A 14,311-nucleotide genomic window follows, 5' to 3' on the forward strand; every position below is an offset into this window, starting at 1 on the left:
CTTCTTTATGGGTAAAACGATACCTCTCTAATGTGGTACCTGGGATTGGAAATCATTTCGGCTGGATTGATCAGCGTGGTACAAAACCACGTCCCCATCTTGCATCGGCCAACTTCTCCCCTGACCATCTACCGGGCTGTTATCAAAACCTTCCATTTGCCATTGATTCATCAACGGTGCATGAATATATTGCAGATGTGGTGCACTCGTATTACCACTGCGCAATGTTTCGATATTGAAGTTAACCACAATGTAACCGCCCCTCAGAAATACCGTTGCCTTCTCATCCAACCGGTTTTGTCTGGCAAGCGACTCGAGATCGGTTCCTTTGGGTACTGCATATACATCTGCTGGCAAGCTATATTCCCCATACCAGCGCTGAATCGCTGCATTTGCCCGATCCACATTAACACTGGAGGGAATATCTGTTTTTGGGCCAATGAGTGTGCGGATCTGTGAAGGAAGAATCATCCAGTCATAACGACCTACCCACGTTTTATGATGAGAGGTCTGATCCACGAAACGAACCATATGTTCCGCCATTGTACCCTGATTGCGTTCCTCCGCCGACAGCTCATAGGTATACTGATAACGCGCTGTATCACCTAACTCCGTACCGGGGACATTCCGCAACCGTGAGTTCAGGACAACAAAACGTTTTTCTAAATCTTGTGCAGATCCGATACGAATGAGTCGTTCCTGTCCTCGATGGTAGTATAAATCCACTTCTTGCCGGGTGGTGCCATTTTTACTCACAAAAGAGAACGTTGGCGTAATTCGGATACCATCCTGTTTCCCAAACATATTGCCCTTGGTTTTCAGATCAAACTTGAAATGGTAACCTGTCTTCACTGCAGCATTTCGGAAACCCTGTACCGGATGACTGCCGGGACGAATAGGCAGTACATAGGGAGCCAAGTTACCTCGGGGATCTCCGTCGATACTGTTTTCTCCGGTCCAATAGCTCACACCTGTTGGTTCCGGGCTGCCCATCCGCTTGCGGAACACATTCTCCCAGTTGTAATCTGAAATATCGGTGATGTGAAAATCATATAATCGTCCGATAACCTCTACAGCAACGGTATCTGCTGCGGCATGATGGGTCAGATTCGTGTTGGCATCCTGTTGTTCTGTGAAGTTTACAGGTGCATTTTCGGCGATATTACGAAACTCAACTTGGTAATTCCCTTCATCTACCCATACAGGAAGATAAAAAGGGGTGTCCAACTGATTTACCGGAATATCCACCCATGTCAGGGCCGGGATAAATTGGCTTTTGGCAGCGTTATAAACATCGAATGGGAAACGAACCTGTTTGATCCGGAAATATTTCGCATAATCATGGTTTCCATAACCAGGGTAATTCGCTACATTCAGATGCTGCCCTGAAGTTGGGATCCGTACAATAAACGGACGCTCTAAAATAAGTGCAGCTCTGGTCGGATCAGGCGTAGTCTTCTGATTATGCGGCTGATCATCTGACACCCAGGCGTAGTTCACAACTGGAGTATGTACTGTCACCGAGTTGATGCCCAAAATGGGGAATTTCTGATCCTGCCCTCCGTTAACATTGCCAGGGAGCAGTCCATACGTAATCTCACCCGTGGTCGGCTGGTTAGCTTTGTTCATCAACGTATTCTTGATCGTCAGACGGTTCTCGTACAGAACATCATCTCCAATCACGCCAGGCTGTGGGATCTCCACAGGTCTTGGAGCAGTTTTCTCCACTGGGGCAGGATCAACAATCGTTGCTCCATTAAAGGTTACCTTGTCGTTATTAACGGTGTTCTCTCTAACCTCAGCTTCAGCTTCAGATTGAAACAATGACGTTTCATCTGGCGTAGAGGGTTCAGTAGAACCACCCGGAACCCCTTTGATGCCAAGATCAATTTCTCGACATGGTGCAGGTTTCACATGACTGGTAACCGCAGTATCCATAGCCGATTGCAAAGTCGGTGGTGTATATGCATTGGGCATAAGGGTCACTGTGTCACCATAACCGCCTAATGCATAGTTAGAGACCTTAGCCTCATTTAACTTGTATACCTCCAGGTTATCGATCTGCCAATAGCTATATGTCCTTGTTACTTGCATCGTTTTATCCCCAGGCACATCACGTTCTCTCGGCTGAGGAGGTGTTCCTGGATCCCCCTCACCACTAGATGCTCTTCCCGGGATCGTCCAGGTTTTATGATAAACCCTTTTCACTTTAACGGTGTAAGTCACCGTCCCTGTCATATTAACCCAACGGTGCTGAAACAGATATTCCTTAGCCAAGACATTGGCATAGAGATCTTCCGAAGTTGGAATACCACGGGTAACATCGAACTTCTCAGATCCCCGATCGTCTGCCTTCAACACACCTCGAACAGACGGGTCCATAACCGATGCTTCAATAACTGTGCCTCTACTCGGTGGGCTGATGGTCACAGGGCAAGCGTTCGCAGGGTCGCCCCCCGGATCGCCATCATTACCACCTTCTCCATTATCCGTGCAGTCCTTCACCTCAAGCACCTGAGTTCCTTGTTCATCCAGTTGCTGGGCTGAATCAAGAAAATGGGCTTTGATAGTAGTGCTACCCACGATCCCTTTTGTCGTAATTTTGCCATCAGCACCAATCGTGGCTATAGTCGGATTCGAGCTCTGCCACGTCAATTTGGGATGAGCCGTCAGTTTATGAACAGTGCGATCCGGTTTGGTTAGAACTGCTTCTGCCTGTAGAGGTGTCGTATTGGCTTTACAAGCATTCGGCAGATTCACAACGAGTCCTGGCTCAGACGCGACTGTTATGGTGGCGGTATCCGAGATCAGATATGTACCATTGTTCCAGATCGCACGCACAGTGACCGTGCCTGGACTTTCAGCTGTTAACATCCCTGTTTTCAACTCTATACTCGCAATCGTCTCGTCAGAAGAAAACCATTTGATCTCTGCCTCTCTTCGCGATACGTCGATGCCCTCATTAAAATCTGTTTCACCATAATGTCTTGTGCTAACTTCGGCTTTCATCTGCTTTGTTTGTCCAATAGTCAAAACCGAATCTGGTGTTACATCGATTTCTTTTTCTTCAACCAGATCACCTTCCCAGATGATGTCCATTGGTGTATGGTAGGCAACGATTTGCTTCACACAGTTTCGAATTGTTTTACCACCATTTTCATAGTCCCTTCGATTAGTAACTGTGTGTGAGCCTCCTGTTTTGGTAATAATTTTTACGATTGTATTTCCTTCTCTTATAATCGTATTACCCACACCAGTATAAGACGACTGTAGTGTAGTTGATTGGTAATCTACGCTTTTAATACGGATTTTATCTAGCATTCTCTGTGTAACAGTCTGTGATTGAAAATCTGGCCAAGATATTGCAGGCCATTCAGAAAAATCGACCTCATTAGGAATTTCCTTCTCATCTGGATATGGAATAGAACATGAATTAGGATTGAGGTTATTCGAAAAAGTTGGTCCAGTAGTGTGATCTGCTTTGAAATTACCATCATCAAGTTGATACCAGTAAACACCTGGATTTGCTATCCTTTTTTCAGACTGTACCGTATTAGATATTTTTTGTTTCTTAGGTCCATATGGATCTGAACTTGCAGCTTCTATTGAGGATGTTAAATTCAAACATAGTATAGTAATAAGAACCATTGAGATAAAAATTAAGGATTTCTTCTCAACATGAGCACACAAAAATATTCCACCACCATTAAGTTTGACTTACATATTCTGAATTTTTAGTATATTTCCACTTTTTTGATTAAAGGAATATGCTCCATTTTTACCTTCTAAAACAGATGTCACCCAAAATCTCTTCTTTATATCTTTCTTAATCAAATCACTCGATCTCTCAGGGATAGTCACTAGGCCATTCTTGAATGCTTGCTTAAGATCCAAACGATTAAATTGTAAAAAACCACTATATAGCCCTCCATTAAAAGTGATTGGATCGGATCTCTCAATTTTTGATGTGAAAGATATATCTGCAAAAGCCATATAGTTGCCTTTGAAAAGATGTGTCTCTGGACCAATGAATAATGTTGCATAGAGACCTTTTGCTTTACCTTGAGTAACATCTACAACAATATATCTATGCAGTGTAACTACACCGGAATTATTGGATAATTTAATTTCTTCTCTTGCTAAATCACTTACTTTAGCGGAGTTATTACTATACCTATAATTACTAATCGTCGTTAAATTCGTCCCCGTCGTGCCGACCTCTCTCATTTCATTCAGGTCACTATACTTCCCGGCATCCGTGCCCTCTACGTCCATATAACGCAGCAAAATGGCTGACACTTCTGCACGTGTGGTGGAATCCGCAGGTTTTAATGTGCCATCCTGAAATCCACCGACAATGCCGGTCCCACGAACTAGGGCAAGATACGGAATCTGCTCGGCACCAATGGTGCCACGGTTCACTTCCGGTGTGGGAAGCAGCGTATTTTTTGTATCATTAAAAGCATCCTGGAAGCTGCTCCCGGACTTGATCAGTCCATTGGCAATCCATTTCATCATCTCGTAACGTGTCAGTTCCGCATTTGGATTGAACCCTTTGGCATAATCATCAGTGTTAATGAATCCTTGTCCGACAAGTTGGCTAACCGCCGCTTCAGACCAATGGCCCTTGAGATCAGCAAAGGAATTCTGCCCCTCTACCTTCTCCAGTCCAGTCGCGCGGGCGAGTATTGTCGCATATTCCCCACGCGTGATTTTACCATTGGGACGAAACGTTCCGTCCTGGTAACCAGAGATCAGATTTTTTTCATAAGCTTTGGCAATTGTTGCTTGAGCCCAGTGGCCCTTGATATCTTTGAACTTGCTAAGGGCACTGTCACTCGTTCCCGATGCAGCATTCGCTGTTGAGGTCAGATGTACGGGTCCAACGGGCAATAGTGTTCCTGCCAATACAACTGTCGTTAACAACCCTACGATCCAAACATTCCGTTTTTTCTTCTTCTCATGTCCTTCGATCTGCTTCTTCAATCTACTCACGCTCCTATGTACCTTAGTATGGGGGGTCTTTGCTTAGTCAACCTAGTCACTTCTCTTCATAACCAAAACCTAAATTTGACATAATAATCAATATTCTACCATGTTGTACTAGGCTATTGGTATTATTTTTCGTCCATCCCCATCACGTCAAGGCGTGCGTGCCTCCTTCCATAGACCCACTTCATTCGCCTAAAACACAAAAAAAGGCCATGAATCCGCAGATTCATAGCCTTATGCTTTAAGGGTGTGGTCTTTCTTATGATATTGGAAAATGAACTCACTCATAGAATAAACCATATCATTCCATTTGATCAACCCTTTTTTTATTCCATCCAGCTTTATTTTCCGTTTAACTCCTTATAGGATGCTTCGAGTTCCGTGATCAATTGATCACCACCGGCTTTTCTCCAGCTTGCGATTTCCTGCTCCCAACCAGCATCATCGATTTTCCCCATAATGTACTTGGTCTGCGCATCCCAGATCATCTGATCCAACTCCTGACCACGCTCGGTATAGATCGCCGAAGACAAGGTGAGTGCCGGATTAGCAATGGCGTACTGCTCATTCTCACGCGCCATCTTTGTACCTTTCATACCAATTGGAACATCGACCAGTTCAGGTACATTATAACCTTCAATACTTAACAGATTATCCCGGTATGGCTTCACTTCACGCTGATAAGCGTCAAAATCCTTAAGTTCGGTTTTCCCATCAGCAGTCTTGCTGTAGTGCACATCAAGCAATCCACGGAGCTGCAACGTGCTTAATTCCTCATCCATCAACTGATCCAGGAACGTAAGAACCTTCTTCAATTGCTCCTCATCCGTAACGGATGCCTTCGGGATGACTAGCATTCCGTAGTTTCCTGGCTCCCCGGCGATACGAATGCCGTCGGTTCCCTGGAACGGAGCCACATCAATCTCTCCGTCCGGAGCATTAGGCGTAAGCCGTTGCTGAGAGGACTTTCCGTTCTGGGCCACACCGTTAAGCTTCATGCCAACCAGGCCGGAATCCATTTTTTTGTCCGCATCAGAAGGGTCCAGGGCAGGGAAATCACTATTAATCAGTCCCTCGCTGAACAGTCGCTTGAAGAGTTTCATCGTATCCACATATTCCGGGGTCAAGAACTCCGGGGTCAGTTTCCCGGCATCATCCACACCCCATTTGTTAACGCCGCCAATACTTACAGCGATCCGCGTCAGTGGCGACGAAACACCCTCATTATACTTTTTGAAGAGCAGTGCACCGTACGTATCTTCCTTACCATTCCCGTCAGGGTCATCCTTACGAATAGAGCGCATCACTTCATACCAGTCATCCAGCGTTTTGGGTATATCCAGCTTCAACGTATCAAACCAGTCCTTGCGATATACGATCGCAGTCCGTCCAATATCCCGGAAGTTCGGAATACCGTAGACCTTGCCTTCAATTTTGATATTGTTAAAATAAGCCTCGGATTGGGCAGTCAGGTTTTTATAATCCTTCAAGTAAGGCCCAAGTTCCCAGAACAGTCCCGTTTTGGCGGCATTAAATGTTGTCGGTACATAATTCACACGCATAATGGTCGGCATCTCGCCTGAAGCAACCATAACATTCACCTTATCATCAAAAGCAGACTGCGGAATCCACTGTACATTGACATCCGTATTTGTATATTCCTCAATCTTCTTTTCAATCCCGTTCTCCTTGGCCGGAATATCACCTACCTGCATTAAAGAGATGGAAATAGGAAGTTTACCTTCCCCTGCAGCAGGCGCTTTTTCTCCCCCGCAACCTGCAAGCAATCCAGCGGACATTGCACCAATTACAACGATTCCGCCTAAACGGGACATTGGACCTTTTGGACTCATGAACCATCTCTCCTTTTTGATAGCCAAATTGTTCAGCAATCTTGCCTCACTTCACTCAAACCAAACATGTATGCGCTATCATAAATGTTCTAAAAAGAAGAACCAGCATTACGCCAGTTCAATCTCCACTCCCGCCAAAATGAACGGAGCGACCGACTTCGGATCATTGATCCGAATGGACTCGGTCACATAATACTCGTATGACCCGTCACGATACGGGCTTCCTCCGAGACCGGCTCCGCCATTACACTGCGTCAAGGACAGCACGCCTTCATGGTCCGTTTGCAGCAGCTGCTGAAGCAGACCCTGATATCCTTTTTCCGCAACCGCTTTGAACTTGCCACTCAGATATCCTTTACGCACACCTTTGGCCAATGCATAGACAAACATTGAGGTCCCGGAAGCCTCCAGATAGTTCCGCTCACGTCCCGGTTGATCCAACAAATGTGGCCATAGTCCGGTCTGTTGATCCTGTACATGCACTAGTGCGTTTGCTACCCGTTCGAAGATACCCACAATCTGCCCGCGCTGCGGATGATCTACCGGCAGATAATCCAATGTATCCACAACCGCCATCACATACCAGCCCATCGCCCGGCTCCAGACATGTGGAGAACATCCGGTCTCTCCCGAACTCCAGCGCTGCTCTTTGCTCTCATCCCAGGCATGGTACAAGAGACCGCTACGCGGATCACGTGTACGTTGCTCCACCAGCAGGAGCTGCAGAGCCGCCTTGTCAAACCACTTCTCTTCTCCCGTCACTGCGCCATACTGGGTCAGATACGGAGTAGCCATGTACAATCCATCCAGCCACATCTGGAAAGGGTAAATCTTTTTGTGCCAGAATCCGCCTTCACTTGTATGTGGCTGTCCCTTAAGCTGAGTCATAAGCAAATCCGCAGCTTTGCGATACTTCTCTTCACCCGTTTTTTCATGCAGCAGGAACAGTGATTTTCCCTGATTGATCTGATCCAGATTATATTCCTCGATCGTATAGGATCGAATGGAGCCATCGTCCTGAACAAAATGATCCATCAGCTCACGGATGTAATCAAAATACTTTTGCTCCCCCGTGTGCGTATACAGCTCCTCTAGTGCTTTCAGCAGGCAGCCATTCTCATAATGCCAAGTGGAGTACAGCTCATGGTTGCGATAACTTTCCATGAACTGCTGTGCCATGCGCACCGATGTGAATTGCAGTGTTTCTTTCATGATCAAGCCTCCGCTTCCGGCTCTTTATTGAGCCTGTTTTTTATAATCTTCGGCATATTCCTCACGTATCTTGTTTCCACCAGCATTGCCCCAATTCTCGATTTCCTTTTCCCAGCCGCTTTGATCGATCTTGCCCATAATGTATTTGGTTTGTGCATCTGCAATTACCTGATCCAGGTCTGCCCCGCGGTCACCATAGGTTGGAGAGTATAACGTCAGCGCAGGGTTTGGCACAGCGTGCTCCGCCAGTTCCTTGGCAAGTGCCGTACCTTTTTCACCCAGTTCGGTATCCTTCAACTTCGGTACGTTATATCCTTCGACATAAGGCAGGTTGTCACGGTAAGGCTTCACTTCACGCTGGAATGCATCGAAGTCACTCATCTCCACCTGATCTTCGCCCACTTTGGTGTAATGTTTGTCTTCCATACCACGCATCAACAGGGTCGCCATCTCAGGGTCCATCAGTTTATCCAGGAAGGAGAGCAGGTTTTTGAGTTCTTCTTCCGATTTCACCGTTGATTTAGGGAATGCCAGGATTCCGGAGTTACCCGTCTGTCCTGCAACACGATCTCCGTTCGCTCCAAGCAAACCAGCGATGTCTACCACACCATCCGGATTGTTTTTGGACAAACGCTCTTGCTGACTTTTTCCGTTTTGAGCAACACCAACACGGATACCGACAACACCGGAATCATACTTTTTCTCCGCTTCCGTAGAGTCGAACACGGCAAAGTCTTGGTTCAGCAGCTTCTCATCGTACAAACGTTTCAGCAGATCCAGCACCTGCATATATTCCGGTGTCATGAATTCCGGCGTGAAGCTGCCATCATCCTCGACCTTCCACTTGTTAGGAGCACCAAAACTTACGCCAAGGCGCGTTGTGAAGGAGTATTGGTCCTCATTATATTTTTTGAAAAGCATCAGCCCAAACGTATTATCCTGACCGTCTCCATCCGGATCGGAGGTTGCCAGCGTCTTGATCGTTTCATACCATTCATCCGGTGTGGCTGGCACCTTGAGATTCAGCTTCTCGAACCAATCCTTGCGATAAATCACTGTAGCCCGCGCAATATCCGAGAATACAGGAACCCCGTAGATCTTGCCCTCTACCTTGATGTTGTCAAAAAAACGCTCGTTCTGTGCCGACAGATTTTTGTAGTCTTTCAGTAAAGGCCCCACTTCCCAGAACACGTCATTACGCATCGCGCTGGTCACCGTTGGGTTATATTGCACCTTCACAATTTTTGGCATATCGCTTGAAGCGATCATCACGTTAATTTTGTCATTATAGGCCGAAGCCGGAATCCACTGGATATCCAGTTTGGTATTGGTATACGCTTCAATCTTTTGCTGAACTTCATTGCCTTTGCTTGGCACATCACCCACCTGTGCAATGGCTATGGACACATTTTGTACGCCGCCCTCGGCAGCCTGACCCTCGTCTGATCCGCATCCTGCCAGCAAACCTGTCACGAGTGCCAGTGTGCTTAAGACAGCTACGGCTTTCTTTTTTGTTGCTTTCATAACATGAAAACCTCCCTTTTTTTATGCAGTCATAGTGAACTGACTTCGAACCATGTGCCGACTCAACCTTTCACCGAACCCAGCATAACTCCTTTTGCAAAGTGCTTTTGCAGGAATGGGTATACCAGCATAATCGGGATTGTGGAGAATACGATAACTGCCATGCGAATGGTGAGCGGCTGGATCTCAGTCTCTTCGATACTTGTGTCTCCGATTCGGCTCTGTGCCAGAATGACAATCTCACGCAGCCAGACTTGGACAGGCCACTTCTCACTATCGTTGATATAGATAACAGCGCTGAAGAAACTGTTCCAGTGGGCCACCGCGTAAAAGAGTGAAAATGTCGCCATGGCTGGCATGGACAACGGCAGTACAATCCGGAACAATACGCTGACATCGTTACATCCATCAATTTTGGCTGCATCCTCCAGTTCGTCGGGAATGGCCTGGAAGAAGTTTTTGAGTACAATCAAGTTAAATGCACTAATAGCGGTAGGCAGCATCAGTGACCATAACGTATCCGTCAGATGCAAAGATTTCACAACAAAGTATGTTGGAATCATTCCGCCACTGAAGAGCATTGTGAACAATACACCCAGCAAAATGGGCTGGCGTCCACGCAAATATCTTCTAGAGAGCGGATACGCCATAAGTGATGTAAACAGCAGGTTAATGAAGGTACCGATCACGGTAATATAGACCGATACACCCAGACTGCGAATCAAGGTATCTGTAGAGAAAATGTAACGGTACGCGGCCAGAGAGAACTCTTTTGGAAAAAGAATGAATCCTCCCTTAGCCACTTCATGCGGACTGGTAAATGAGACAGCCAAAATATAAATGAACGGGATGACCGTCACGATTCCAATCAACAGCAGCAAGCCGTGATTGAGAAAATCAAAGATCCGGTTGCCCCACGTTTTATCCTGTTGCATCTTAATGTTCACTCCTGTCTGGTGAAGAACGTCTGCTCCCGAGGGTTAGTAGACGCCTTCCTCCCCGAATTTTTTGGCCAGCGTATTGGCACCAAGAACAAGCGCCAGCCCGACAACCGATTTGAACAACCCGACAGCAGCACTATAACTGTACTGTGCCTGGGTAAGCCCCTTCGTGTACACGTAGGTATCAAACACCTCGCCCACATCCCGGTTCGTCGGAGTTAGCATCAGGAAGATCTGTTCAAAGCCTGTATCCAGGAAATTGCCCAGACGCAGAATGAGCAAAATGACGATTGTACTGCGAATGGCCGGTAGAGTAATGTGCCAGGTTTGGCGCCAGCGATTGGCTCCATCAATCCGTGCAGCTTCATAGAGCTGTGTATCAACACCAGAGAGTGCTGCAAGGAAGATAATTGTGCCCCAACCGACTTCTTTCCAGATGGATTGTCCAACAATCATCGTTCGGAACCAACCTGGTTCAAGCAGGAACGCCACTTTTTGTCCCGTCAGGTTATAGAGCAATTCATTAATCGCACCACCCTCAGTTGTGAACAGCATGTAGAACACACCGACAACAACAACCCAGGAAACAAAGTGTGGAACATAAACAAGAGTTTGTACAAATCGTTTGAAACGTTCACGGCGAACTTCATTCATCATGAGTGCCAGTACAATTGGCAGTGGGAAAAAGAACACAATGTTATAAATGGCAAGCAAAAACGTATTCCGAAATAATGTCCAGAACTGCGGTTCTCCGAAGAAACGCTGGAAATGTTTGAACCCTACCCAGTCACTTCCCAAGATGCCCTTGTAAGGCGTGTAATCCTGAAAAGCCATCGTGATGCCATACATGGGTATGTATTTGAAAATAACAAAGTAAAGCACACCCGGTATTAACATGATATACAGCCACCGGTTTTTGATAATGTCTCTCCACAGCAGGTTTTTGTCACTGCGGGTAGCGGGCCGTGTTCGAGCCGCCGTTTCGGCTTTCATATTGTCTTCCTCCCCACATTGGAAACGATTACAAAATATCACTTCCTGATTCATGTCTTCATTGTGGAGGATAAACGAATGACTGGCTATCGTCTCGTTTTAGCCTTTTATTTTTCCTTATGTAGCAAGGGTTTAACTCATTTCCATCACAGAGTTCAAAGGCGCAATGAACTGCTTTCAACCTCTATATTCCTGTCTTAACTTCATGGAGAAAAGTGGTCTTTTTCCTTCATCCGAACATAAAAAAGCCTGCCTGCCATGGCGGGCAGAGCAGGTTTGTTTTATCGCTGCTGCTCCCGGTACTTGCCGGGGGTTGTTCCTGTGATTTTGCGAAACGTACGGATAAATGCGGTTGGATTGGTATAGTTTAATTTCTCGGCAATCTCCGATATTTTAAGATTTGTTGTTTGCAGCCAGGTCTTCGCTTTTTCCATACGATACTCTGCGAGATATTCCGTAAAATTGACTCCAGCTTCCTTCTTGAATACCCGACTTAGATACACAGGGTGAAAATTAAGCTCAGCGGCACAGGCTTCTAGCGACAATTCACGATCATAACGTTCCTCGATCAAACGAATCATACGTCTCGCAATATTCATGTATTGGGATTCTTCCTGTTCTCGCCAGAAACGGATGACGGGCAGGAACAGCCGCTTGCGGAACCAATTGGTCATTTCGTCCAATGTGGACAACTTCAGCAAATGTGACATGGATGCTTTTTCACCCAGTACTTCGGCCACATCCCCGCCCTGCTCCTGCACAAGCTGATATACACGAGACAATAACTGAACCATAATGACGGGGTATTCACTGAAATGAAGCTTTTTGTCTGCAAGTAGCCCCAAATATTGCTTAAAGTAGGCGTCCGTTTTCTCTTCATCTCCTTGCTTGAGGGCAGACGCGAGCTGATCCTCGATCATACGTAACTGGGTATACAACGCGGCCTCCATCTGACCACGTGGCTGAATATCCTCGTAATGCAAAATAATACGGCTACCCAGACTTACCCGGCCTTGCAGAGCCTCGCGGCTCTCCTGAACCGCTCTGGGCGTATCTCCGATACATGCGTATGAACGACTGATGCCAATACTTACGGGCAGATTCAGGTAGGTCACGACACGTTCACGAATCCAGTCTGCCTGGGTATGCATCCATTCCTTCAGCTGCACCTCATCCGTCAGTTCGGAGGCAAGTACGGTGACCTGAGCATCATCCAGCATGACTGGGGTGAACCGAACTGCCGAAGGAAGGAGCTCACCTACCATATTGTTGACAGCAAACAGCAGCAGATCGCGATCCTGTTCCTCATATCGTGTCCCTTCCAAGGTATCGATCTGGAGCATGAGTACGCCAAGACTCGCCCACCCTGTCGGGAAATCGTACAATTCTCCCTGATATCTGAAATCTTCTTCCGAGATTTTACCTGTCAGCAGTTTGGTCATAAAAAACTCCTGGAGGTGCACATGCTGCCCCTTCATCTGCTCACGCATCGTTTTCTCCGAACTGAACAAGGTTGACAACTGCTCCTCAATATAGATAAATTCATCCTGACGGCGTCCTGACGGAGCAACTGGGGAATCCAAACCCTTCGTAAATTGCAGCAGTCTGGAGATCGGGGAGTACATCCGCCGACTGCCGTATATGGCGAACAATCCCGTTACACATAACATGACCAGTGTAGCGATACCGGTGACCAATGCAATTTTCTGTGACTGGGCCGTAATCTGTCCAAGAGATACAACGGACACGTATAACCAGCCATTGAGTGGAGATTGCCTATAGCTAACCGCCACTTGGTTACCTTCCACCTCCGCACTGAAGAAACCCTCTGGCTGGCCCGTCGTTTGCACCATTTCCTGAATTTCTTTATTCAGCGCGTCATATTTCCCGCCTTGCTGCATATCGTTCAGAAAATACTTTTGCTCCCGATCCAGAACGTACATATCTCCAGAATTCGTATTTCGGCTCAAAAACGTACTCAGTTCCGTATCGGCGATATCAATCACAAGAAATCCCTTTGGTTTCACATTGGTTGGTATCATCGGGATTTTGAATACCATACTGACCACATTATCCGATGATATAAGGGTAGGTGCCTGTTCGGGTGTTAGTTCACCCATACCTGCTGACACAGGTACACTTTCTTTGGCTGAACTGGCATTCTGAGTGACCCAAAAAAGGCTGTTGGTATAACTTAGGTAGGAGCCAATCCGGTCTCGAATGCTAAAATCATCCAATTTGCCAAAAGAACGCATCGAAACGACCCAATCTTCATCCAGATTAACCAGATAGGCTTGGTCAATGTTCGTAACCGCTTGCAAGTTGTTAAATCCGGATGTCAGATCACGAATCTCCTGAAACTCGCTGCTGTCTAGTGGTTTCTTCATCGCTTGTAGTACCAAGGGCGAATTAACATACTGGATGGATGATAATTGCAGGCTGCGCAGAACTTGTTCTACCCTCATTTGGGTCTGATGCAATATCTGAAGATTGCTCTCACGCACTTTCTGCTCAATGTCACGCGATGCAATTGTATACGAGACGGTACCAATAACAATGACTGGAAGGGCTCCGAGGATCAGGGTAAAGCAGAGCAAACGCAGTAAATACTTCGGCAAGAAGAGCATCCTCCTTTATACGTATGTTTATTAAAATAAATCGCTTTCATTGGATTATTTTACTATTGTTATTTTAAAACCCATTCTTATTCAAGTCCACTCATTTATTCTAAAGGTTGACTTCAAACCAATTTCCAGTTTATATTGGTTGCATATTCCTCAATCAAAGGAGAGATTT

At 46.3% G+C, this 14,311-nt stretch carries 8 protein-coding genes; all 8 read right to left on the bottom strand.

Annotation, left to right across the window (positions count from 1 at the left end; genetic code table 11):
• Positions 1 to 27: 27 nt before the first annotated feature.
• The 8 genes from MHI12_RS23180 to MHI12_RS23215 all read right to left on the bottom strand — a co-directional run bounded on the left by MHI12_RS23180 (position 28) and on the right by MHI12_RS23215 (position 14,133).
• Entirely contained in the window at positions 28 to 3,321 is a 3,294-nt protein-coding gene (locus tag MHI12_RS23180) for a DUF5704 domain-containing protein (RefSeq protein WP_405170462.1), read from the bottom strand.
• 396 nt (positions 3,322 to 3,717) lie between these two features.
• The gene (locus MHI12_RS23185) at positions 3,718 to 4,995 is read right to left on the bottom strand and encodes an S-layer homology domain-containing protein (RefSeq protein WP_405170463.1); all 1,278 of its coding nucleotides are present in this window, start codon (positions 4,993 to 4,995) and stop codon (positions 3,718 to 3,720) included.
• Between the two features lie 338 nt (positions 4,996 to 5,333).
• Complete coding sequence (locus MHI12_RS23190) at positions 5,334 to 6,845, bottom strand: extracellular solute-binding protein (RefSeq protein WP_405170464.1); 1,512 nt, start codon at positions 6,843 to 6,845, stop codon at positions 5,334 to 5,336.
• A gap of 108 nt (positions 6,846 to 6,953) precedes the next feature.
• Entirely contained in the window at positions 6,954 to 8,057 is a 1,104-nt protein-coding gene (locus MHI12_RS23195) for a glycoside hydrolase family 105 protein (RefSeq protein ID WP_405170465.1), read from the bottom strand.
• Positions 8,058 to 8,081: 24 nt separating this feature from the next.
• Positions 8,082 to 9,581 (bottom strand): extracellular solute-binding protein, encoded by a 1,500-nt coding sequence (locus MHI12_RS23200; protein ID WP_036674498.1) that lies wholly within the window; start codon positions 9,579 to 9,581, stop codon positions 8,082 to 8,084.
• Positions 9,582 to 9,643: 62 nt separating this feature from the next.
• The gene (locus MHI12_RS23205) at positions 9,644 to 10,516 is read right to left on the bottom strand and encodes a carbohydrate ABC transporter permease (protein WP_036617041.1); all 873 of its coding nucleotides are present in this window, start codon (positions 10,514 to 10,516) and stop codon (positions 9,644 to 9,646) included.
• A 45-nt stretch (positions 10,517 to 10,561) separates the two neighbouring features.
• Positions 10,562 to 11,515 carry a sugar ABC transporter permease gene (locus MHI12_RS23210; protein ID WP_017686861.1) on the bottom strand — a complete coding sequence of 318 codons (954 nt, stop codon included), beginning with the start codon at positions 11,513 to 11,515 and terminating at the stop codon, positions 10,562 to 10,564.
• Positions 11,516 to 11,796: 281 nt separating this feature from the next.
• Complete coding sequence (locus MHI12_RS23215; RefSeq protein ID WP_405170466.1) at positions 11,797 to 14,133, bottom strand: AraC family transcriptional regulator; 2,337 nt, start codon at positions 14,131 to 14,133, stop codon at positions 11,797 to 11,799.
• Positions 14,134 to 14,311: the final 178 nt, after the last annotated feature.

Source organism: Paenibacillus sp. FSL H8-0280, assembly GCF_045040665.1.
In the GTDB taxonomy this organism is placed as follows: Bacteria; Bacillota; Bacilli; order Paenibacillales; family Paenibacillaceae; genus Paenibacillus; species Paenibacillus xylanexedens_A.

Coding starts and splice junctions, on each gene's coding strand:
- MHI12_RS23210 (WP_017686861.1), bottom strand. CDS start 11,515: ATGAAAGCCGAAACGGCGGCTCGAACACGGCCCGCTACCCGCAGTGAC.
- MHI12_RS23195 (WP_405170465.1), bottom strand. CDS start 8,057: ATGAAAGAAACACTGCAATTCACATCGGTGCGCATGGCACAGCAGTTC.
- MHI12_RS23205 (WP_036617041.1), bottom strand. CDS start 10,516: ATGCAACAGGATAAAACGTGGGGCAACCGGATCTTTGATTTTCTCAAT.
- MHI12_RS23190 (WP_405170464.1), bottom strand. CDS start 6,845: ATGAGTCCAAAAGGTCCAATGTCCCGTTTAGGCGGAATCGTTGTAATT.
- MHI12_RS23200 (WP_036674498.1), bottom strand. CDS start 9,581: ATGAAAGCAACAAAAAAGAAAGCCGTAGCTGTCTTAAGCACACTGGCA.
- MHI12_RS23180 (WP_405170462.1), bottom strand. CDS start 3,321: ATGCTAGATAAAATCCGTATTAAAAGCGTAGATTACCAATCAACTACA.